The 22,271-nt window shown below is 57.0% G+C and carries 14 protein-coding genes and 1 pseudogene; 6 read left to right on the top strand and 9 right to left on the bottom strand.

The genetic code is table 11. The annotated features are described in order from the left end of the window. Positions 1–118: 118 nt before the first annotated feature. Both ACFFSY_RS17330 and ACFFSY_RS17325 read right to left on the bottom strand, forming a co-directional pair. Positions 119–1,507, bottom strand: a complete 1,389-nt coding sequence (locus ACFFSY_RS17330) for a response regulator transcription factor (RefSeq protein ID WP_377496257.1) — start codon at positions 1,505–1,507, stop codon at positions 119–121. Continuing rightward, complete coding sequence (locus ACFFSY_RS17325) at positions 1,504–3,255, bottom strand: sensor histidine kinase (RefSeq protein ID WP_377496255.1); 1,752 nt, start codon at positions 3,253–3,255, stop codon at positions 1,504–1,506. The genes ACFFSY_RS17330 and ACFFSY_RS17325 overlap by 4 nt, the downstream gene beginning before the upstream one ends. 205 nt (positions 3,256–3,460) lie before the next feature. Between ACFFSY_RS17325 and ACFFSY_RS17320 the strand changes: the two genes are divergently transcribed. Next, entirely contained in the window at positions 3,461–4,282 is an 822-nt protein-coding gene (locus ACFFSY_RS17320) for an alpha/beta hydrolase (protein WP_377496253.1), read from the top strand. A 155-nt stretch (positions 4,283–4,437) separates the two neighbouring features. Here the strand turns inward: ACFFSY_RS17320 and spoVG are convergent, their stop codons facing one another. The 3 genes and pseudogenes from spoVG to ACFFSY_RS17305 form a co-directional block, all read right to left on the bottom strand. Then, positions 4,438–4,725, bottom strand: coding sequence for a septation regulator SpoVG (gene spoVG / locus ACFFSY_RS17315; RefSeq protein ID WP_377496251.1), 288 nt, complete (start codon positions 4,723–4,725; stop codon positions 4,438–4,440). A gap of 248 nt (positions 4,726–4,973) precedes the next feature. Next, positions 4,974–5,618 carry a nitroreductase family protein gene (locus ACFFSY_RS17310; protein WP_377496297.1) on the bottom strand — a complete coding sequence of 215 codons (645 nt, stop codon included), beginning with the start codon at positions 5,616–5,618 and terminating at the stop codon, positions 4,974–4,976. A gap of 492 nt (positions 5,619–6,110) precedes the next feature. Beyond that, positions 6,111–6,341 (bottom strand): annotated as a pseudogene (locus tag ACFFSY_RS17305) (right-handed parallel beta-helix repeat-containing protein); the annotation flags it as partial. A gap of 391 nt (positions 6,342–6,732) precedes the next feature. Between ACFFSY_RS17305 and ACFFSY_RS17300 the strand changes: the two are divergent. After that, on the top strand, positions 6,733–7,521 hold the full coding sequence (locus ACFFSY_RS17300) for a MeeY/MeeF family manganese export membrane protein (RefSeq protein WP_377496249.1): 789 nt from the start codon (positions 6,733–6,735) through the stop codon (positions 7,519–7,521). Between the two features lie 444 nt (positions 7,522–7,965). Here the strand turns inward: ACFFSY_RS17300 and ACFFSY_RS17295 are convergent, their stop codons facing one another. Together ACFFSY_RS17295 and ACFFSY_RS17290 are read right to left on the bottom strand one after the other, a co-directional pair. Next, positions 7,966–11,628: a family 14 glycosylhydrolase gene (locus ACFFSY_RS17295; protein WP_377496295.1), complete on the bottom strand. Its 3,663-nt coding sequence runs from the start codon at positions 11,626–11,628 to the stop codon at positions 7,966–7,968. A 473-nt stretch (positions 11,629–12,101) separates the two neighbouring features. Continuing rightward, positions 12,102–13,481: a copper amine oxidase N-terminal domain-containing protein gene (locus ACFFSY_RS17290; protein WP_377496247.1), complete on the bottom strand. Its 1,380-nt coding sequence runs from the start codon at positions 13,479–13,481 to the stop codon at positions 12,102–12,104. A 662-nt stretch (positions 13,482–14,143) separates the two neighbouring features. Here ACFFSY_RS17290 and ACFFSY_RS17285 point away from each other — a divergent pair. Next, positions 14,144–14,428 carry a hypothetical protein gene (locus ACFFSY_RS17285; RefSeq protein WP_377496245.1) on the top strand — a complete coding sequence of 95 codons (285 nt, stop codon included), beginning with the start codon at positions 14,144–14,146 and terminating at the stop codon, positions 14,426–14,428. A 152-nt stretch (positions 14,429–14,580) separates the two neighbouring features. Here the strand turns inward: ACFFSY_RS17285 and cysC are convergent, their stop codons facing one another. After that, positions 14,581–15,222, bottom strand: a complete 642-nt coding sequence (gene cysC / locus ACFFSY_RS17280; RefSeq protein WP_377496243.1) for an adenylyl-sulfate kinase — start codon at positions 15,220–15,222, stop codon at positions 14,581–14,583. Positions 15,223–15,337: 115 nt separating this feature from the next. Then, on the bottom strand, positions 15,338–17,074 hold the full coding sequence (locus ACFFSY_RS17275; RefSeq protein ID WP_377496241.1) for an ABC transporter ATP-binding protein: 1,737 nt from the start codon (positions 17,072–17,074) through the stop codon (positions 15,338–15,340). A 222-nt stretch (positions 17,075–17,296) separates the two neighbouring features. Between ACFFSY_RS17275 and ACFFSY_RS17270 the strand changes: the two genes are divergently transcribed. The 3 genes from ACFFSY_RS17270 to ACFFSY_RS17260 all read left to right on the top strand — a co-directional run bounded on the left by ACFFSY_RS17270 (position 17,297) and on the right by ACFFSY_RS17260 (position 22,254). Then, positions 17,297–18,742 (top strand): ABC transporter permease, encoded by a 1,446-nt coding sequence (locus ACFFSY_RS17270; protein ID WP_446686136.1) that lies wholly within the window; start codon positions 17,297–17,299, stop codon positions 18,740–18,742. A gap of 15 nt (positions 18,743–18,757) precedes the next feature. Next, a complete protein-coding gene (locus ACFFSY_RS17265; protein WP_377496237.1) occupies positions 18,758–20,263 on the top strand; it encodes an ABC transporter permease in 1,506 nt (501 codons plus the stop codon). A gap of 140 nt (positions 20,264–20,403) precedes the next feature. Beyond that, the gene (locus ACFFSY_RS17260) at positions 20,404–22,254 is read left to right on the top strand and encodes an ABC transporter substrate-binding protein (protein WP_377496235.1); all 1,851 of its coding nucleotides are present in this window, start codon (positions 20,404–20,406) and stop codon (positions 22,252–22,254) included. The last annotated feature ends 17 nt before the right edge of the window (positions 22,255–22,271 follow it).

The raw sequence follows: 22,271 nt of genomic DNA, 5'->3' as shown, positions 1-22,271 counted from the left end.
TGTTCATCGCGTTTGTTTACGCTTTCATTGTAGGGGATCGGCAGCTTCGCCCGAGAGAGAAAATCGACTGCCGCTGCCTCTTGACAGTATGGAAACCGTCAACAAAATTCCCCTTCTGCTAAACCGTTTTCCCACCGCTTGCCCGAAACTCGGTCGGCAGCATCCCGACCCGATCGCGGAACAGCCGGCTAAAATACTTGTCATCATCGAATCCGGCGAGCGAGGCGACTGAATAGATCGGCTCATCCGTCTCGAGCAGCAGCTTCTTCGCCTGCTCGAGACGCATGCCGCGCAGCACCTCTCCGAAGGACTCTCGCGCGAACCGGGCGAAACATTGGCTGAAATAGCTTCGGCTCATGCCGACGCGTGCGGCGACCTCGTGCTGGTTAATCCGGCTTCCGGCCTCCGACCGCATCAGCTGCACGGCGCCGATCAAGCATTGCATGACTTCCTTGGACAGCGAGAGCTCGACCATACGGCGCTGCGCGCAATCGGCGAAGCGGCGCAGCCATGGCTGCCAATCCGCCCACGACCGGCATTGCAGGATCTGCGCGGCGAGCTCCCTCGCTTCATCCGGAGTCAGAAGCAATGTCTGCCAAGAGTGGCACAGCTCCTCCGCATCCGCGGCCAGCCTTGCGGGCGATGGACGCTCCGCTTCGATCCGATCCGCGAGCGTCCGGAATTCGCGCGTGGACAGCGTCCATGTCAGCTGTTCGCCCAATCGGACCGTCACCTCTGCGGACCTCGTCTTCACGCCCGCCAACGTATCGAAGGCAAACGTCGGAAGGGCATGGGATGCGCTCTGGGCATAGAACAGCGCTGTCTCGACGCCGCGCGCAAGCGCCGTCTCGATCTCAGGCTGGGATCTTTCGGACAGCCCGATCACGAAGGCCGCCTTCCAGCCCTGCAGCTTGTCCGCCTCCTGGCGCCATTCCGATCTCGGAATCGGTTCATGCAGGGGGACGAGCCAGTTCTGCCCCGCCTGTACAAGGCGCGAGGCGCGCTGGATCAGCGGCAGCCGATACAGCTCCGCGACGTCCGCTTCCGCGGCCGGTACGAACACGACGGCGGAATCCGCCTCCCAGCTCCCGCTCTCCATGGCGTCCTCCGTCTTTCGGCTGTTCAGCTCCCACCGGTAACGCTCCACGATCCGATTCATCACCTCGTCGGTATTGTCCAGCTCGAACAACGTTTTGACGATATAGTCGATCGCTCCGAGCCGCAGCGCCTCTTGCACGTAATCGAATTCATGATGGCACGTGAGCACGACGGCTTGCATCCGGGGATATTGCCGCCGCGCCTGCTTGATCAGTTCGAAGCCCGACTGACCTGGCATCGTAATATCGGTGAACATGAGGTCCACCGGCATGGCGTCCAGCAGCGCGAGCGCAGACTTGGCATCCGCCGCCTCCCCTGCGATGACGATCCCGTAACGCGCCCATTCGATCATCGATATAAACCCTTTGCGCACCAGCTTCTCGTCGTCCACGACGATGGCTCTTATCATTCCAGATGCTCCTTTCCTCTTGCGGGCAGCGCGATGATCACCTGCGTCCCGGCGCCAGGCCGGCTCTTGATCGTAAGCGTCGCATCACCGCCGTAATAGCGTTCCAGCAGCCGGCTTACATAGGACAGACCGATACCAAGCCCGCGCCTGGCTTCCTTCGGATCGTCCTTCAGCAGACGCTTCGTCTCCTCCTCCGTCATGCCGCTTCCGTTGTCGCGAACGACAACCTCCATGCGATCCCGGCCAATCCCGCGGATCGTCACGGCGACGCGGCCGGTCTGCTCGCTGCCGCCGTGATAGATCGCGTTCTCCACTAGCGGCTGAAGCAGGAACCGCGGGATCGCCGCGTCCAGCAGCGTCTCGTCTGTCTCGACAATGAAATCGAACTCATAATCATACCGGACCCGCTGCAGCTCCATGTAATGATGAAGCGCTTCCAGTTCCTCCCGCAGCGTCACGATGAGGCTTTGCTTGCCCAGGTTATAATGCAGCACCTTCACGAGCAGCGTCACCAGCTTGTCGATCTCCTTCTGTCCGTTCATCCGAGCCAGCCATTGCACCGAATTGAGCGTATTGTGCAGGAAATGCGGATTGATCTGGCTGAGCAGCTTCTCGATCTCGAGCTGGCTGCGCTGCTGCTCGTTCCGTTCGGCGGCATCGATCAGATCGTTCACCTTCGTCTTCATCTCCTGGAAGTTCACGAGCAGCAGATCGAACTCCTCGATGCGAGTGAATGCGACAGGTGCCATTCGGTTCTCCGCCATGCGGACGATCTCGGCGTTCACTTTCCGCAGCGGACGATACACCTTCCGCCAGATCAGCATCGCGATTAAGCCGGCGAATACCAGCATCGCGAACGCGAGCAGCACCATCTTCGTGAACCAAAGCCGCAGCTCGCTGTTGAACGTCGATTTTTGCACGGCGGTGATGAGCTCCCAACCCTGCTCGCTTTTATAGCGGAACATGTGGTAGCCCTTGTATTCCTCGTGCAGCATGGAGGCATCCCGCCAGCTTGGCTGACTCGTCGGGATCGGCGCTTCATCGTTCTCGACATACGCTACTTCGCCCTGCTCGTTAATCAGCAGATGCGATACCTCGACGCCGTAGGATTCCGGATTCAAAATTTTGCGAAACAAATTGTAGTTCGATTCCAAATACACATAGATTTTGCGATCGCCCTCGATGCGTACGGGACGCAAGGAGGAGAACACGATGTTCGCCCCATAGTTGTACATGGTTCGGTGAGGTCCGTTGTAGCTGGCGCCGTTGTATTTCGCGAACGACCGGAACGAAGCGAGGTCGAATTCGGGCGTGACGCTCAAATTCGCGAACAGAATCGGGTCCTCCGCTTCGGGCATGACATAGGCGGTCAATCCCAGATAAGGGTTCGTGAAGTTCACCAGATTCATCTTCTGGCTAATTCGGGTCATGATTTCGGATTTCTTGTACACTTGGGTCTCCTGAAGAAAAGCGGAGACTTCGCCAGCCAATTGATCGTCGAGCGCGAACTGCTTCGAGGCGAAGTCCAAGTTGCTGATCAAATTCTCGAGCGCGCCGGCTTCCTGCTTCAAACTGGCGCTGATCCCGCTCTTAATCTTGTTCGTCAACATGTCGTATATCGAGGTGTACGTCACGATGCCGACAAGCACGAGCGGCAGCATGCAGGCGATCATTAAATAGACGACTAGCGTTCGGCGCAGCGACTTAGGCCCGAGCGGATGCCTGACGTACTGCAGTGATTTTGGCATAAATACCCCCTTATGCGCGGAAAGTGACCCCTATTATAAAGTCTCTTGCTACAAATCGGAACACGATTTATTAGAGGAGTTTTCATATACAAAAGCGTCGAGGTTCGAATTCAGGCGGTTCATGCAACGTTCACGATCAAATAAACTAACCTTAGGGTATAATATTTTATGACCGACAACGAAGTCGCAAGGAGATGGTTCTGCTATGAGCGATCCAACGAAAGATTCAGCGAATGATTCAACGAACGCCTTGACTCGGGTGAAAGACAAACCAGCGCGCCGCAGATGGCGCAAAGCGCTCTACTGGACAGCCGTGATTGTCATCTTGCTCGTCGCCGGCGCCTTCATCGCGCTGGACCAGCTGACATACGAGCCCCAGGAAGACGCAGTTGCCGCGCTTCAAAGCGTAGGCGGCGTAATGGCCGTTATTCAGCCGGACGGGTACTACTTCGAACCCGCTTCGGGCGAAGCGCGGCAGCCAGCGGTCATCTTCTACCCCGGCGGCTTGGTCGAGCCGGCAGGCTACGCTCCGCTCGCCAGAGCAATTGCGGAGCGCGGCCACCGCGTCTATATTTTCTCGATGCCGCTTAATCTCGCCATGTTCGGCGCGAACCGGGCGTATGGCATCATCGCGAACCGTCCCGAGGACCGCTATGTCATCGGCGGTCATTCGTTAGGCGGCGTATTCGCGGCACGCTATGCCGCCAAGCACCAAGACGCGATCGAAGGCGTCTATTTCCTGGCCTCTTACGCGGACGACGGCGGCAGTCTGAGCGGATCGTCGCTCTCCGCGCTGCAAATCACGGGCACCCGAGACGGCGTCATGAATCAAGGCAGCTGGACGGACGCCAAATCCAACCTGCCGGCGGATACGACATATGTCGCGATCGAAGGCGCCAACCACGGTCAATTCGGCATGTATGGCATGCAAAGAGGGGATAACGAGGCGGATATCACGCCCGAAGCGCAAGTCGATGCCGTGGCGGACGCCATGACGGCCTGGATGGATAAGCTCGGGAAGGAATGAGGTAAGTGTCCTTGCGGCGCGCGATGCGAGGTCATGCCGCGGGGAAGACGAAAGAGCCGCTGCGTCCGCAGCGGCTCTTTCCGATTGCTTTATTGGGAGGATACAGGTTCCGATCATGCCGCCGAGTAAGACGCTTCCGCCGGTTAGGCGATTGGTTAGGCGATCTCTTCGCCTTGCTGTTCGGCCAAGCTGCCCGACCGCTCGTATTCGGCCAGTACGGCCGCTTGGATCTTCTCCCGCGCGGCTGGCGTAATCGGATGCGCGATATCGCGGAATTGACCATCCGGCGTACGCTTGCTTGGCATGGCTACGAACAGCCGGCCCTCCATCTCGATGACGCGGATGTCGTGGACGACGAATTCGCCGTCGAAGGTAATGGACGCAATAGCTTTCATACGGCCGTCGTTATTCGTGGATCGGAGTCTGATATCGGTAATTTGCAAGGTCATAACCACCTTTTCCGTAGATGTCTAACTATTACATTACCATGCACGCCAGGCCATTTCCTTCAAAGGCATCCTAAAAATTTCGTAAAAGTATTTAAGCGGTAGGCTTATCCCTGTCTCGCGCCCATATGTTCGCCTAATCTGCTGAACGCTGCAAGTAACGCCGCAGCAGACAAAGACCCCCTCGTCTTGCCCAGACAAGGGGGTCTTACCGGCATCCCCCGTTCAGGGAGAGCTATTTGTTATTATTGGTCCAGTTTGTTCCAGGATGTCACTTCTTCGATCGGAAGACGCGCTTTCGGATAGCCTTGACCCGCGGCTTTGCCGATCGAGATGAGCATGACCGGAATCAGATGCGCCGGAATCTGGAAGTGCTCGATCAGCTTCTCATGCGAGAAGCCGCCCATCGGCACGGTATCGTAGCCTCTCGCCTTGGCCGCCAGCATCAGCTGCATCGCGACCAGGCCGCCATCGATCAACGCCACGCTGCGCGCCGTCTCCGGGGACATCGTCCGGTAGTATTCCTTCATCCGAGGTACATAGGCATCGCGGGCTTCCTTAGGCATCCCCGCTTCGACGGACAAGTCGTAAATACGATCCGCGCGCTTATAAGCTTCGGTGTCGCCGAGCAGAATAACCGTCGCAGCCGCGTCGACCACTTGCTGCTGGTTGTTGGCGATCGGTAATAACTCCGCCTTGACCGCCGGATCCGTCACCACAACGAAACGCCATGGCTGCAAGTTCGAAGAGGACGGCGCCAGCGTCGCTTCGCGTAGCAGCTCCTTCAGCTCTTCCTCCGATATCGATACGCTCGGATCATAACTGCGAATCGACTGCCGCTCCGAAATCAAGGCGTGGAAATCCGCTCCAACTTTCTGTGTCATCTCCATCATTCCTCCATCTATTAACTGTAATCAAATAAGTTACTGTTATAACTTTAGTTACAGTATATAGAGGACTATGCTCGCTGTCAACAGGGGGCGGAAAGTTAACAGTTCGTCTTAGGATGCGTGCCCCACGGTCCACTGATTGGACTCCCTCGTCCATGTGCAGCAGCTTAAAGCGTCGTATGAAAGTCCCCAGAAGAAAGTGAACCACACCGTCCACGGCAAAGCCATGGAGGCGAGCATCGTTGTTATCAGGACGATAACCCAGGCCAGGAACACTTTGGGCCAGCATCCAATTCACCTACGCCGGGCGTTTCGCAGCAGCACGCGAAGCAGCCATATCGACGGGTCCGTCCGGCCTAATAGGGCTGCTTCGCGCGGAATACCATATTCCGTACCGTGCGCTTCCCGGCACGCGGTGCTCGGTCACGCGTCGGCTGTCAAATCTCGTGCTAGAGGACCTCGATCGCTGCCCCGATCGACGTCTGGAGCGCCTTACCTTGCCCCGATATTCATTCCGCTTGGCGTTCCCGCCCCTTTCAAATCGCTCGTATCCGCAAGCTTCAGGAAGTTGCATAGATTCGGCGATCCGTCCGCGTTCCGTGTCAGCGACGGCGTCAGACTGACGAAATCCGCGGCGCTCGCCGCAAGTCCCTTCGCATTCACGGTCGCGTTGTTCTTCCACCAGACGTTCGTGCTGCTGACATCCGTGCCGCTCGTGCGCTCGAACACTTCCGTATCCAGCCGATATCGGGACGTGATGGCCGCTTGGCTCTCGCCGCCGGACGCGTCGTTCACCTGGATCGCCGAGATGGAATTGCTACGGCCCGCCACAAAAATTTTTTCCGACTCGCGAAACCAAGCCGGTTGTCCCCCGTATCACCTGTCTATAAGAGACTTTACGCAATTGCATAGGAAGAACCGCTCCAAAGGGGAGTAGCTGGTACAATAACGTCGTCATTACGAGCGCGCTGCATGTAGCGCCTCCGGCTTTATTGGCACTGCCGGGTCGCCGGCACTGTTAGCGAGACCTTTGCCTTTTCCAAGGCAGAGGTCTCTTTTCTTTTGTGCAAGAAAGCTGGAGTCAGACTTTACATTATTCTAAGGAGGATCCCACATGGAACTCGGATTGTTGCTGGAGTATGGTTGGGTATTGCTGGTATTGATTGCGCTGGAGGGTCTTCTTGCCGCCGACAATGCGCTCGTGCTGGCGATCATGGTGAAGCATTTGCCGGAGCAGGAGCGCAAGCGAGCGTTGTTCTACGGTCTTGCCGGCGCGTTCGTCTTCCGTTTCGCATCGTTGTTCGCCATCTCGTTCCTCGTGGACGTCTGGCAAGTGCAGGCAATCGGCGCGTTATACCTGTTGTTCATCGCGCTCAATCATATTTTACGTAAAGTGATTGTGAAGAAAGGCGAAGACGATGCGGCCAAGCGCGAGAACAAAGAGCGCAAGCCGAGCGGCTTCTGGATGACCGTGCTCAAGGTCGAAATCGCCGATATCGCGTTCGCGATCGACTCGATTCTGGCTGCCGTCGCGCTGGCGGTAGCGCTGCCGACGACAAGCTTGCCGAATATCGGCGGCATGGACGGCGGACACTTCATCGTTATCTTCCTTGGCGGCTTCATCGGCTTGGTCATCATGCGCTTCGCCGCCACGTTGTTCGTGAAATTGCTGGAGAGCCGTCCGGCGCTCGAGGTCGCGGCATTCTGCATCGTCGGCTGGGTCGGCGTCAAGCTTGCCGTTCATACGCTGGCGCATCCTTCGGTCCACGTCATTCCGCATGATTTCGCCGAGTCGACAGCCTGGAAGCTTACCTTCTACGCCGTGCTTATCGTGATCGCGGTCTCGGGCTGGTTCCTCTCCGGCGGCAAAAGCAAGGAAAAGCAAACGACCCAAGCGGCTTAATCAAAGACGCCAAATAGAAAAGCAGTTCCGTCATGAATGTGGCGGGACTGTTTTTTTGTATCGAGGGGAAGTTCCCTCCCCCTTCCCCCTCCGCCGAGGGGAACCAAGCATATGCTTCCGAAGTGCGCTTTCCGTTGGAAAACGCTCAGACTTCGCCCTCTGGACTCCCCATTTCGTGCTGGCTCGTTTGTTCGCGGTCGGCGGGTTACTTCGAGCTGGTACGCTTTTGTCCTTGCGGACAAAGCTTCAGTTGAGGTTGAAGTCACTCCTAATACATAAGCCTGTCAACTATAGGCCATGCATGGCTTCGCCGGTCGTTTTTCCTTAACCTGACAGCATTGCCTCCCGCATAGGTTCCCGCGCCGACATGCGCTAGCCAACCAAAAAAAGGCTGTCCCCGCCTTCCTGGAGACAGCCTCGCGCCTTGAAAGCGCATGCAGCGAATTATTTGGTGAACACCTTGATTTCTTTCGGTCCGAGCGTCGCGGTGATCGAGCCGTTGTTGACCGTCAGCGTGTCCGAGCCCAGCTGATTCCGCAGCTGCGTCCCGCTCGCCAAGTTCTCCAGATTGCCGATCGTCTTCGTCTGGCTGCTCCAGGAATTGTTGATCAGCACGACGGCCTCGTCGCCTTCCTTCGAACGCTGGAATGCGTAGAACGCGCTATCCGCCGCCTTCTCCTTCTGCGTCCCGTTCTGCAGCGCCGGATGGCCGTTGCGCACGCCATTCAGCTTGGCGATGTATTTGTACAGCTCGTGGTTCGCGTTCGGCACCACGTCTTCGCGATTGTTCGGATCATCGCCGCCGGAATAGCCCAGCTCCGTGCCTTGATACACAATCGGAATGCCGCGCGAGGTGAACATGAAGCCCAGCGCCGCCTTCAGCTGCGGCCATTTGTCGCTGCGGTTGGACGGATTGCCGGTCGCCGTATTCAAGAACCGCTTCACGTCGTGGTTATCGAGGAACAGACCGTTAACCTTCGTATCCCGGTAGTTGACATCCTGCGCGTAACGGTCGCGAATGAGCGTCATAGAGGCATCACTGCCGAAGACGTCTTTCATCGTGTAATACATCGGGAAGTCGAGTACCGCGTCCAAATAATTGCTGTAACCGCCGACATAACCAGCGTCCCCGCTGAACACTTCGCCAATCGTGAACGTATTGGCCGCGGCGTCGAATTCCCTCAGCGCCCACTTCGGCACATGCTTCGCCGTATCCACGCGCAAGCCGTCCACGCCGGATTCCCGCTTCAACCAGCCGATCCAATTCTTCAGCTCGCTCATGACGGCCGGATTCTCTTGGTTCAAATCGTCCAAGCCCGCCACGTCGCCGTTCTCGATCTTCCATTGATTGTTCGAATTGTAATCCGCGCCCGTGATGTCGCCGTTATGGTGATACCAGTCCGCGTTGTTGAATGGCGCCTTCGCATAGCCGCTATTATTGAAATCGCCGGTGTGATTCAAGACGACATCCAGCATGACGGCGATCCCTTTGTTATGCGCCGTACTCACCAGCTCCTGGAATTTGGCCATTGTGCCGAGGTGGCCATCGATCGCGTAGAAATCATACGTATGATAGCCGTGGTACGCGTTCTCGCTTCGCTGCATTTGGACAGGGGTGATCCAGATCGCGTTGAAGCCCATATTCTTGATATAGTCCAAATTGTTGATGATCCCCTGGAAATCGCCGCCGTGCCATTTGGACATGTCCGATTTGTTCGCATTGAATCCGCCATAGTTGTCATTGCTCGGGTCGCCGTTCACGAACCGGTCGGTCATGATGAAATAAATGCTCTTGGTCGACCAATCGGCCAGATCAACAGGTGTTCCGCCGCCGCCATTGCCCGTCCCTGGATCGACGGACGGCTTGTCGGATGTAATGGTTCCCGCCGCGCCGTTCGTTCCCGGCGTATACGTCGACGTGCCTGCCTGGAAGATATAGTTCTGCTGATTGTTGCTATCCCACGTGCCGCTGCCGTTATTGAAGGCCACTTCAACCGATGTCGCGCCGCCGAGCGCGATCGTGATCGACGCGTAGCCGCTCACGTCGGAGTCCGCCATCGCGGTTCCCGGCGCCGTCGTCCATGTGCCGCCAGCTACCCGATAGTGAGCGTATGGCGTGGCGAATCCCTTCTTGTAATAGATCGTTGCCGCATTCGTGCCCGTGCCCGTATTTCCAGACGGCTTCCCGGATGTAATGGTACCGGCCGCGCCATTCGTTCCCGGCGTGTACGTCGATGTGCCTGTCGGGAAGATATAGTTCTGCGAGTTATTGCTATCCCACGTGCCGCTGCCGTTGTTGAACGCCACTTCGACCGTCGCCGCGCTGCCGAGCGGAATCGTAATCGAAGCGTAGCCTGTCACGTCAGACTGCGCCATCGCCGCGCCAGGCGCCGTCGTCCATGTGCCGCCTGCAACCCGGTAATGCGCATAAGGCGTAGCGAACCCTTTCTTGTAATAGATCGTCGCCGTATTTGCGCCCGTGCCCGCATCACCGGATGGTTTGCCCGATGTGATCGTGCCGGCCGCACCGTTCGCCCCCGGCGTGTACGTGAACGTGCCGACGCCGAAGAGATAGTTCTTCGTCGCATTGCTGTCCCATGTGCCGGAGCCGTTGTTGAAGGCCGCTTCCAGCTGCGTCGCGGAGCCGATATCAACAGTAAGCGCCGCATAGCCGCTGACGTCCGAATTCGCCATGGCGACGCCCGGAGCGGTCGTCCATGTGCCGCCTGCCGGACGATAATGCATGTACGGCGTGGCGAATCCTTTCTTGTAGTAGACCGTGACCGAGTTGGGGACGGTATTATCATCCGCCGTGGAGTACTTGGCGACGTAGTTCTTGAAATTCGCCATCTCGCCCGTGGCCGAGCCATCGCTGTTCACCACGTTATTGATGCGCAGCAGCGTGAAGCCGGTATACCCGTATTTCGTCAGCTTCTCCTCGATCTTGGAGAACCCGCCCGATCCGCCGACGGGCAGCGCGTTCTCCCCGTTCAGGCGTACGCCCTTGCTATTGGCGATTGCGGATACTTGATCGACGAGCGTCGAAGGCATGTTGTAGTTCGGCGCGCTGCCGGAATCGTACATCTCCAGGCACGTGAACGTTAGATCCATATTCGTATCTTTGAACTTCTGGATAAGCCGATTGTAGTCGTAATAGCCCGCGGACTGCTCCGCGCTGTGCGGCATCGTAGGGTTCGTCATCTGCCAATGTACGCCGGAGATCTTCGCCCCGATCGGCACATTGAACACCGGATCGAAGCTCTCGTGCGCGGCTTGCGCGATGACGCCAAGGTGATTCTCCAGTACGCCCTGGTACCAAGACAGGAAGTCCTTGCCGTAAGCCGAGTTGTAGCCGCCGCTCGTATAGAAGCCGTCGCCGTCCGACGGCGGGTTGATCTGGCTCTCGTTGGTCAGGCTTGTTCCCCATGCGGCGTTAATGCCGCTGAGCGAGCCGTATTTCGTCTTCATCGCCGTGCGGAACGCTTGCTTCGCGCTCTCCGAATACACCTGGAATTTTCCGCGTGACGGGTAGCTCCAGCCAGCCGGCGGATAGTAGGACGGGAAGCGGAGCTCGCCGGACGGCCCGCCGCTCAAGTAGATTTTCGGAATAATCGACTTGTACTCCGAGAAGGCAGCCGCGAATGCGCTGTACAGCTCCTTGTACTGCTGGCCAACGCCGCTCCATAGCGGCGATACCGCCTCGCTGTTCACGTAACCGGTCTCGCTCTTCACCTTCATCTCGTCTGCGGTTCCTTTGCTCCAGATCCAGGAAGGGATCTCGACGAAGCATGCGTCGCCGACGTTGTCGCCGCATTTGTGCGTCGAGATGATCGGAATCCACTTCAGACCGACCTCCTTGACGACGCTGGCATACTGCTTATAATAGCTCCAGTCGAATTGGTTGTCGCCCGCCCCTTCCACCAATCCCCACCACACGTCCTGCGTGATCGCGTACACGTTGTTGTTCTTGAGCGTCTGCAGCTGGGACTTGAATGCATTCCAATCCGTCACTTGCGACAGCGGTCCCATAACGGCCGCCTTAAAGTTGCTTGCCACCGCCGCTTCGGAGTTCTTCACGTTGATCGTGAAGACGACCGAGAACAGCATCGCCGCGCTCAGCAGCAGCGCGAGGATTCTTCTCGCCTTCCACCTTAAACTAGACACACTAACCAGCCTCCTCATTCCAATAATCGCAACCGATGACTGCGCTTGATTGATCTTCGCCTTTCCCTCCTTCGTTCGTCTTACTTCTCCCGTAAGCGCTGTCAAAGCCTATTGTAGAGAGCTTAAGCCATGAACCACACCCAGAAAATTGAACAATCCCGGTGTAAAATATTGATAGCGTTCGTCATTTGCAGATGGCAAGCATGGAGCAGCACCCGACTTGACTGCTGATGTGTGATCGAGCGTCGCGCGCCTAGAGGCGAGCTGTTCGGAAGTGAACTGCGACCACCAAAAAGTAACCGAGGCCGCGCGCAGACAAGGGTCCCCCCGTCGCCAGCCTATGGTGGCGTCAAGAGAACCCTTGTTAGAACTGCAATGTGGTTTGGTATCGGCTGCTGCTAGCGCTACGCTATTGCCTACTGTTCCTGCGCGTCCGTGACGAAAATTTCGCCTTCGTCGAAGAACACTTTCATCTTCAACGATTCGCTGACGAAACGAACAGGCACGAGCGTGACATTGTTGCGCGTGATGGCCGGCGAATCGAGCATCACCTTCTCGCCGTTAACTTCGGCTTCCTTCTGATCGATAACAAGCTGAATCGTGCTGCCGTCCTTCGCGATGGTAATTCGGTTCGCCTTCTTATCCCAATCCACCTTCGCGCCGAACGCTTCGCCGATGAAGCGCAGCGGCACCATCGTGCGGCCATCCAGCGAGAATGGGGCGACGTCAAGCTTGACGTTCTTCTCGTCCACGGACGCCACGGTTTGGTTCAGCTTGAGCGAGATCGTCTTGAACGGAAACACGGTATTGTCGAGGTGAACGGAATCCTTGTTTCCGAATTCGACCGGCTTGGAGATGACCGTGCCGAATTGGGTCTCTACCTCGATGACATAGAATTGGCCGTTCTTGATCGAACCGTTGTTGTTGGCGTACAGCGTGAAATCGACCGTCCCCCGGAACGAACCTACCGGCGTCGTCACGTCTTTGTTGAATTCCGGATTGACGATCTTGTCCCCCTGCTTCAGCCCGAGCAGCCAGCCTACACCAGCCCGGTTCGTACGCCAAATACCCGGGGCTTCCTTGCCGTCCTTATCCGTCGCGCGAAGAATGACGGAGAGCACTTTCGTCTTCTGAGCGAACGCCAGCTTCAGCTTAAAGGTGCCGTCCTCGCTCCCGTCCTCGCCGAACTTGGCGATCGAGATTTGGTCCTCCGTCAGGCCGCTCCCGCTGAACTCGCGGATGATGACCGGCGCGTACGACGAAGCAGCATCGGTGAACGGCGTGATGTCCGACTTGACGACGCCCGAGCTCGTCGTAATCTCCAGGTAGTAATATTCGCCGTCCTTCATGCTGTTGTTGTCCGAGGCGTACAGCTCGAATTGATTGATGCCTTTGAATTGGCCAAGCGATTCCTTGAATGTGCTGTTGAGCGTCTTACCGTCCTGTTCCACGGCTAGCAAATATTTGCCGATGTCGTTCGGCTCCTTCCACGTCGTCCAGATGCCGTGACCGGTATCGGTGCCCTTGCCGTCCGCAGTCTTCATGACGATCGACTTGATTTCGATGCCTTCGCCGGCATCGAACAGCAGGCTCAGATGGCCGTCGCGCGTCCCGTCGGGATCGCCCGTCTTCACCAGCGAGATTCGGTCCAGCTCTTTGTCGAGATACCGGAACTCCTTGACCTGCAGCGGCGATGCGACGATTTCGGCCCCGAATGCGGCCCCTCCCATAACCAAGCTTTGGATCGCGATGGCGCCGATCGCGGCGGATTGGATGGTTTTGCGTAAACGTTTCATAGTTTGTCCTCCTTCGATTTGAACAGCTTCTCTATCTCATGCAACCCATCTTGGCTGGTTAATAGCCCGGATAACGATAAGGTTATAGCGGGTTTCGAATAAACGCGGCGTGGAAAACCACATGCGCGAACGCAAAATGGCCGCCGATGCAGATCTTGGTACGCCTAAGATGGGAGATAAGCAAAATGGTGAGGTGGTTAGCGGTGAATCGGGAAAGTAAGGTTGCGGGTTCAAAAAACGCGCGGAATTGCCGGTGTGGTCCGCCTTCATGCGGGACAATTAAAACGGGTAAGATCATGTGCGTGTGGGTGCATACGAAAAGCAGAAAGGGATTAAAAAGGGGCAATTCATCCGGTCTGAATGGCAGTAGAAAAAGAAATGGAAACAAGGAGCTGAAAATGGTGATTGTATACGGAGATTGAGCACGGAAATTGAAACGGGAATTTATTGAATAGCGGGAAATAGAACGGAAATTTAAAAGAATGGAAACTCGAGGCGGTACAAACATCTTACGGTGTTATACTTCGTGTTAGCGGACGAATCGAGGGCAGTCGGTTCATGCACGTCGTTCCAAGGAGGGCTGGTAACGATACCCATGAATACAATAGCGAGTTTGGGATTCGTTGTAAAGCTTTTTCTGCAAAAAAACGAAATATCGTGCGTTGACATGGACGAAACTTCCGCAAACAAGCGCGTTTATCTGGTCCTTGCTCCCTTTCTGGCACGATGCCTTCCGCGACATCCGTGCGGACCGGTTCGCCTTCGCTGTCCTGCTGGAGTTCGTCGTGTTCATACCCATGACTTGGCTGGCCGTCGGATGCGGGCAATATGTCATGATCACGGGCGCGAACACGGAGCTGCTGCATGTGCTGTATGTGCAAACGCATCGTGGACAGAGCCTCTATAGGCGGCGATACACGCCTTGCGTCGCAACCGCCCGCTCGTGACGCTCCCTTACTCGTGTCCGACGCATGATGGGTACCGGACTCATCGATTGGAGCACGATTTGTCTCGGCTTGCCATTCTGGCTGATACATCTTCCGCTTATTACGCTCGGACGCAAGCTTGCCCCGGAAGTTCTGCCTTTACGTTCTCCTTCTCAGCGCCTGATCCAGCCGTTCGCGGCCAAATACGCCACAATTCGCGCCGCCGCTTCTTCCGGGCTCTCTGTTTCCGTATCCACGGTAAGCTCGGGAGTTAGCGGCGGCTCATACGGCGCGCTAATGCCCGTGAACTCCGGTATGACGCCGGCGCGGGCTTTCTTGTAATGACCCTTGGGATCCCGCCGCTCGCATTCCGCTGCGGCGCATATCACGTAGATCTCGACGAAGGCGCCTTCATCGATGATCGCGCGCGCTTTCTCCCTCTCCTCCCGGTAAGGCGAGACGCATGCGGTAAGGACAATGAGCCCTGCTTCCACCATCAGCTTCGCGGTCTCTCCGAGCCGCCGTACATTCTCCCGGCGATCCTCCCGGGTGAACCCGAGGTCTCCGTTCAGTCCGTGGCGGACATTATCGCCATCCAGGAGATAAACTTGCACGCCACGGTCGAACAAGCTGCGTTCCACCGCGGCAGCCAGGGTCGACTTGCCCGATCCCGGAAGTCCCGTAAACCAGAGAATCCCCCCGCGGTGACCGGCGCGCCGCGCGCGCTCTTCCTTGGAGACGGACGATTCGTGTCTGACGATATTAGAGCCGTAGGCTGCTTGGCGATCCTGACCGTTCGATTCCGAAGGCATCATGCCCCCCTCCTCCTTGATGGCGTTGCGATCTCTCTCCTATTTTAGGGAACATCGAGACGAGAATCTAGTAGAGATGCCCGTTTCTCCGGGAGAGAAAATGAGCATCTTCGATTGGCTATTCGGCCGTGACGGCCACCCAATGCCCCGGGCGGGCTTCAACGAATCGGGCATGTTCCAGCCCGTAAGGATCCGGGTCGTCCGTCTCCGCCCGCACGGGTGGCTTCTTCCGGTACTCCACCGAAGGATCCGGAACCGGAATCGCCGATAAGAGCGACTTCGTGTACGCATGCATCGGATTGGCGTACAACTCTTCGCTTTCCGCCAGCTCCACGATTCGGCCTCTATACATCACGGCGACGCGATCGCTGATATGCTTGACCATGGACAAATCATGCGCAATGAACAGGTAGGTCAAGCCCAGTTGCCGTTGAAGATCCTCCAGCAGCGTGACGATTTGCGCTTGAATGGATACGTCCAGCGCGGATAACGGCTCGTCGCATACGATGAATTCGGGCGATACCGCGAGCGTCCGGGCGATGCCGATCCGTTGACGCTGGCCGCCGGAAAATTCATGGGGGTAGCGCTGCGCGTGAGAAGCTTGAAGTCCCACCATCTCCAACAGCTCCTCGACCCGTCTTTGCCGCTCCTTCTTGCCTTTGGCCAACCCGTGCACATCAAGCGCCTCTCCGATCAGATCCGCCACGCGAAGTCTGGGATTCAAGGACGCGTACGGGTCTTGGAAAATAATCCCCATATGCCGCCGCATCGTCTTCAACTCCGCCCGATTCAGCCCTTGAAGCGGAATGCCCCGGAACAACACCTCACCGCCCGTCGCTTCGTGAAGACGGAGAATCGCTCGTCCCGTCGTCGACTTGCCGCTGCCCGATTCGCCGACGACGCCAAGCGTTTCGCCCGCGTCGATATGGAAGCTGATATCGTTGACCGCCTTGACCACCTGTCCTTTGCCCAGATCAAAATGCTGACGCAGCGAGCGCACTTGAAGCAGCGGCACATCATCGGCGGGATGGATGCGAGTTGACGCAGGCTTCGGCTTCTTCGGCGCATCCAGCCTTGGCAGCGCTTGAAGCAGCTTCCGCGTATAAGGATGCTGCGGATCGGCGAAAATTTGCCCGGTCGTACCGCTCTCCACGATCTCGCCATCCTTCATGACCGCGACGCGATCGCACATGCCCGCCACCACGCCCAAATCATGCGTAATCAGAATGACCGCGGTGCCGAGCTGCCGCTGAATCATCTTTAGTTCATGGAGAATTTGCGCTTGAATCGTTACGTCCAGCGAGGTGGTCGGTTCATCGGCAATGAGCAGCGACGGCCGGCAGGCGAGCGCGATGGCAATCATGACCCGCTGCCGCATGCCGCCCGAGAATTCGTGCGGGTATTGCCCGTAACGCGCCTCGCTATCCGGAATGCCGACCATGTCCAGCAGCGAGATAGCCTCCTCTCTCGCTTCGCGCCGGCTTAACCGCCGATGCTTGACCAGGCTCTCTTCGATCTGCGCGCCGATGCGCATCGTCGGATTGAGCGAAGACATTGGATCTTGGAAAATCATCCCGATCTCGCTTCCGCGTATGCGCTCCATCTCCGCATCCGTCTTCTCGGCCAAATCCTCCCCCTGAAACAGCACTTCGCCGTTCTTGACCATCGAAGGCGGGGACGGCAGAAGACGCATGATGGTACGGGCGGTTACACTCTTCCCGCTCCCGGATTCTCCCACGATGCCGAGCGTCTCGCCCCGGGCAACCTCGAAGCTGACGTTACGAACCGCCTCCACTTCCTGCCCGTGCGCATAGAACGAAACCGATAGATTGTTGACCTGCAATAGTTGGCTCATTATGTCACCTACACCTTTTTATAATTACCATTTTCTAGCACTAATTCTCTAATTAATCATGCTGAATTCAATTTTTTAGCCGTTATGATATAGGAATAATAACGAGTTCATTGCTAGTTCAAGCGCGGAAATCAAAAAATAAGAAAATATTGACTTTCTATTAATCTAAAATATACTATATCTATCGGAATAGTTCAAATTAAAGTCTGTGAAAGGGAGCGAATGCCCTTGATTGAGTATGTGACGGCAGCAAGCACCGGGATTTCCCGGCCGTTGACCGCCGTTCTTCGCAAGATGATGCGGCACCCGGTCTATCGGTATCTGCTGTTCCTCTCGGGCGCGCCGATTACACTCCTCGTTTTTGTCCGCTATCAAATTCGCCAATTCAAGCTCGGCTATCGGAAGATTGCCGCCGAGACCGCGAAGGAGCTTCGTCAAGAAGGCGTCTATGATGCCTTGGCTGCGGAAGTTCGCGACCAGCAGCTGCGCAAGCATCGTTTCTTCGGCAGAACCCCGGAAGCCGGACAACTCGAGAGAAACGTACGGCGTATTGCCGAGCAGCGGTTCCAAGCGCGCGTGAAGGAACGGCTGGAGCAGCGGCTGACGGAAAACGGCGGAGGAGCGTCGTTCGAGGAGACGTACCGCGAATGGATCGAAAATCCCGTCTTGTTCCTGCTCTCGCTCGTGCTCGGGTTCCCGATGTACGTGCTGTTGGGCATCTATGCCAATCCTTATTTGAAAACCATCGCGGAGCGGCTCGTCATGGCGGTCTTCGTCATCTTCGGGGTCGCCTTCCTAGTCTTCACGCTGCTCTACCTGTCGCCGATGAATCCGGCGGCCAACTTGCTTGGGGAGACGGCGACGAACGAGCAAATCGCGGCTTTCAATCGGCTGTACGGACTGGACCAGCCTTATTTAGCGCAGCTGTGGGATACCCTTCGTGGCATTTTGACCTTCGACCTGGGCAAATCGTTCAGCGGCAACGAGCAAGTTACCGCCGCCATCGCCGGCAAGTTTCCCGTCACGTTGACGTTGACCGTCGTCTCCACGCTGATTGCCGTGCTGATCGCGCTGCCGATCGGCATCGTCTCCGCGACGCGGCCGAATTCTTTCTTCGACTATACGTTCATGTTCATCGCGCTGCTCGGGCTGTCGATACCGAATTTCTGGCAAGGCCTTATTTTCATTCTTAATTTCTCGATCAAACAGTCCTGGCTTCCCGCTACCTACAACCCGGACGACTGGCTGTCCGCGATCATGCCGATCGTCGTGCTGGGTACGGGACTGACCGCCGCCGTGGCGCGCATGACGCGCTCCTCCATGCTTGAGGTTATCCATGAAGATTACATCACGACGGCGAGAGCGAAAGGACTGAACAGGCGAACCGTTCTGTGGCGACATGCGGTCGGCAACGCGCTCATTCCGATCGTGACGGTGATTGGTCTGCAATTCGGGGGAATGCTCGGAGGGGCCGCGGTAACGGAAAAGGTGTTCAACATTAGCGGCATCGGGAGCTATATCGTGGATAAACAATTCATTCCGGATATTCCGAGCATCATGGGCGGGGTCGTCTACACGGCCATTACGATATCCGTGGTTAACGTGCTGGTCGATTTGCTCTACGCGTTCCTCGACCCGAGAATCCGTTCCAAGATGAAACAATACTAGAGAAGGAGCGGTATTATGAAGCTTAATCTCACGATTTCGCACCGGCAGTTTCGGTTGAAATCCGCTCCGGAGTATGGACAGGCGAGCTTCGCTTGGATCGCCTCCCTTGCGTTGTCGCTGGCGCTGCTGCTGGGCAGCTATCAGTCCGGCACGGGGCGATTCGCGTCCATACCGTTGGTCTTCAGCGGCGCATACTTCGTTTTTTCCATGCTCCAACTGGCGGTATGGGCCCGCATTCGAAGCGATCTCCTCCGCTTCGGCTCGATCCGAACCGGGACGAGAGCGCTCGGCTACGGACTGATGCTCAGCCTGCTGAGCGGCAATATCTTCGTGACCACGGCCGCCTTTCAACTTGTGCGGTCGAAGAAGAATGCCGCTTACACATTGGCCGTGCATACGCTGATCACGACGCTAATGGTGATGGCCGTCTCGACGCTCCATCTCTTTAAGCCTTATGTATCGAATACCTTCCTGCCGGGCATGTTCGCACTCATGCTTGCAGCCGTTATACAGCTGGGAGCATTGCTCTACTTGGCCCGGTTCGCGGATCGGCCAGTTCTCCCACGCGCCGCGGCAGGGATCGCCATTCTCCTGATTGCGACGTCGGCGACCGGCAATTTATTCGCCCTGCTGCTGGGGGTGCTCCTGCTTGCAAGAATGCGGGATCGCGGCGGCACCGCCGGATCCAAGACCGGCCAAGTGATCGACCGCTTATCGAGAAGCTCGACGGCGATGCTCGGAATGCTGTTCATTATGTTCCTCTTCGCCTTGTCGGCGAGCAGCTATTGGACGTTCGATTACAGCCTAGCCATCGAGAACAATTACGGCGCGATTCTGCAGCCGCCGAGCTTGGTGTACCCGCTCGGTACCGACAATTTCGGCCGCGATCTGTTCTCGCGCATCGTCTTCGGCGCGCGCATCTCGCTGATCGTCGGCTTTCTCTCCACGATCATCCCCGTGCTGGTCGGCGGGCTGCTCGGCGCGCTGTCGGGGTATTACGGGCGGCATACCGACAACGTCGTCATGCGTGCGCTCGATATTCTTTATGCGATTCCCGGCATCCTGCTGGCCATCGCGATTATCGCCGCTTTCGGCGCGAGCACGACGAATTTGATCATAGCTTTAAGCGTCGGCGCGATTCCGACTTATGCCAGAACGATGCGCGCGAACGTCATGCTCGTCTCCACGCTCGAGTACGTGCAGGCGGCCCGGGCGCTCGGAGCCGACGATTGGGCCATACTTGCCAAGCACGTCGTGCCGAATTCGGTAGCGCCGATGATCGTCAAATCGACGCTCACGATCGGAACGGCCGTTATCTCCACCAGCAGTCTGAGTTATTTGGGATTGGGCGTCGAGCCGCATATTCCCGAGTGGGGCAACATTCTGAAGCTGGGGAGCGCTTATCTGGAGACGCATGCCTACACGGCGATCTATCCAGGCATCGCCATCATCGCCCTCGTGCTGTCCTTCAATTTCTTGGGCGACGGCCTGCGCGATGCCATGGATCCGAAATTGGATTAACGAAGAGCAATCTGCCAATTCGCTGCACAACCGCTGAAACCCATTCATCTTCTATCGGCCTTCTGACGTTTCGAAACAGGAATGAACGATTGATGCGTGTGAGTTTACATACTGATTTGATCTTTCAGGAGGGTATTGTCATGAAGAAGAGAGGAAAGTTAGCCGCGCTGCTGCTGTTAAGTTTGACGGTCGTGCTCGGCGGCTGCAAAGTCACAACCAAAAACGAGGCGACCGAAGCGCCCGCGAATACGTCCACCACGACGAACGCGCAGCAGACCGAATCCGCGAACGATAGCGCGCCCGTCGATATCGAGCTGCTCGGCATGAGCGCCAATGAAGCCGATCTGAACATTGTCCGCGACCAGCTCGCGAAAAACGGCTTCAACGTCAAACTCAACATCCAGGCGGACTACGGCAGCTTCAAATCGCAGCAGGACGCGGGAAATTACGACATCGCCCTGTCCAGCTGGACCACGGTTACCGGCAATCCCGATTACGCGGTTCGCTCCCTGTTCAAGACGGGCGGCGATTACAGCATTCTCGCCGATCCCGAGATCGACAAGCTGATCGACGCCGCATCGACGCAAACGCCCGAACAATACGTCGACACGTATAAACAGTTCGAGCAGCAGCTCGTTTTCGACAAAGCGTACATCGCCCCGCTCTATAACTCGCTTAAAGCGCAAGCGCTAAATCAGGACGTGCTGAAGAAGGACTCCGTCCGTCTGTCCAAGTCCCGCTCGCTTGTCTGGGAGGATATCGATTTCAACGACGAATCCAAGCGCGCCACGGATTCGCTCGTCCTGCAATCGACGATGCCGACGCTGACGTCCCTCGACCCGATCAAAGGCAACGACGGTTCGATCAATATGATCAACACGAACATGTACGTCCGTCTGCTGAATCTGACCGATGACGATAAATTGACGGCCGACGGCTCGCTGTCGCGCAATTTCGCGATCGAGGCCGGCAACTCGAACTATTATTTCATCCTTCGCGACGACATCCATTTCGCGCAGATCAAAGACAAGAAGGCCGTCGATACCGGCGAACGCGTCGGCGCCGAGGACGTCGTCTTCTCCCTGAACCGCGCCAAAGACAAAAACTCCGTGCCGGATCATCGCACCTTCACGCTACATGAGCATATCAAGAGCGTGGAAGCGGTCACTGATTTGACTGCGCTCGAATCGGCCAAACTGGCGAGCGGCGAGAGCGTGAAGGCAGCTCTGGAGAATGGACTCGACACGAAGATTGCCGGCTTAACCGCCGACAAAACGCAGGCCGACCATAAGTCGGGCAACTATCAGGTCATCAAACTGACGACCACCGAGCCATTCCCGCAAGTGCTGAACTATCTCGCGCACCAATCGGCCGGCATCGTCTCCAAGAAGCAGGTCGAGCGGATTAATACGTACGACGTCGCGACCTTCGACGTCAACAAAGACATCCCGTACGGCGATCAGAACACGGTCACGGAAGGCGCGCAATACAACAACACGCTGTATGCAAGCGGTCCATATATCCTGTCGCACAAGAACGATTACGAAGCGATTTTCTACAAAAACCCGGGTTACCTGAAAGGCACGAGCCACGAACCGAAGATCGAGAACATCAAGGTGCGCTTCATCAAGGACGCCGACAGCGCCCTGGCAGCGCTGCGTAGCGGCGAGATCCATGTCTACTATGGCGTCTCCGAGACCAAGTTCGACGTCGTCAAAGGCGATGCGAAGCTGTCGCTGCAGACGCTGCCAAGCAACGCGGTTGCCTACCTGCTCTTCAACACGAAGAACCGTCCGGTGGCGGAAAGCGCCGATCTGCGCAAAGCCGTTCTCTATTCGATCAATCAGGACGAGATTCTGGCGTACTACAACGGGAACAAGTTCAAAGCGATCTCGACGCTCAGTCCGCTCGTGCAAACCGGCCTGGAGCTGAAGAGCGACCCGGCGAAAGCGAAGGAATTCCTCGACGCCTTTAAAGCCGCCAAAAAATAAGGCGTAAAGGAGAAGGT

Origin of the sequence: Paenibacillus aurantiacus (assembly GCF_042431225.1) — a bacterium.
Classification (GTDB): Bacteria; Bacillota; Bacilli; order Paenibacillales; family Paenibacillaceae; genus Paenibacillus_Z; species Paenibacillus_Z aurantiacus.
The sequence above is the reverse complement of the archived record's forward strand: the minus strand, read 5'-3'. Positions and strand labels throughout refer to the sequence as shown.

Excerpts from the sequence above, each read along its gene's own strand:
- ACFFSY_RS17260 (WP_377496235.1), top strand. The coding sequence starts at position 20,404 with ATGAAGAAGAGAGGAAAGTTAGCCGCGCTGCTGCTGTTAAGTTTGACG.
- ACFFSY_RS17320 (WP_377496253.1), top strand. The coding sequence starts at position 3,461 with ATGAGCGATCCAACGAAAGATTCAGCGAATGATTCAACGAACGCCTTG.
- ACFFSY_RS17275 (WP_377496241.1), bottom strand. The coding sequence starts at position 17,074 with ATGAGCCAACTATTGCAGGTCAACAATCTATCGGTTTCGTTCTATGCG.
- cysC (WP_377496243.1), bottom strand. The coding sequence starts at position 15,222 with ATGATGCCTTCGGAATCGAACGGTCAGGATCGCCAAGCAGCCTACGGC.
- ACFFSY_RS17310 (WP_377496297.1), bottom strand. The coding sequence starts at position 5,618 with ATGGAGATGACACAGAAAGTTGGAGCGGATTTCCACGCCTTGATTTCG.
- ACFFSY_RS17325 (WP_377496255.1), bottom strand. The coding sequence starts at position 3,255 with ATGCCAAAATCACTGCAGTACGTCAGGCATCCGCTCGGGCCTAAGTCG.
- ACFFSY_RS17300 (WP_377496249.1), top strand. The coding sequence starts at position 6,733 with ATGGAACTCGGATTGTTGCTGGAGTATGGTTGGGTATTGCTGGTATTG.
- ACFFSY_RS17295 (WP_377496295.1), bottom strand. The coding sequence starts at position 11,628 with ATGCTGTTCTCGGTCGTCTTCACGATCAACGTGAAGAACTCCGAAGCG.
- ACFFSY_RS17270 (WP_446686136.1), top strand. The coding sequence starts at position 17,297 with ATGCCCTTGATTGAGTATGTGACGGCAGCAAGCACCGGGATTTCCCGG.
- ACFFSY_RS17290 (WP_377496247.1), bottom strand. The coding sequence starts at position 13,481 with ATGAAACGTTTACGCAAAACCATCCAATCCGCCGCGATCGGCGCCATC.
- ACFFSY_RS17330 (WP_377496257.1), bottom strand. The coding sequence starts at position 1,507 with ATGATAAGAGCCATCGTCGTGGACGACGAGAAGCTGGTGCGCAAAGGG.
- ACFFSY_RS17265 (WP_377496237.1), top strand. The coding sequence starts at position 18,758 with ATGAAGCTTAATCTCACGATTTCGCACCGGCAGTTTCGGTTGAAATCC.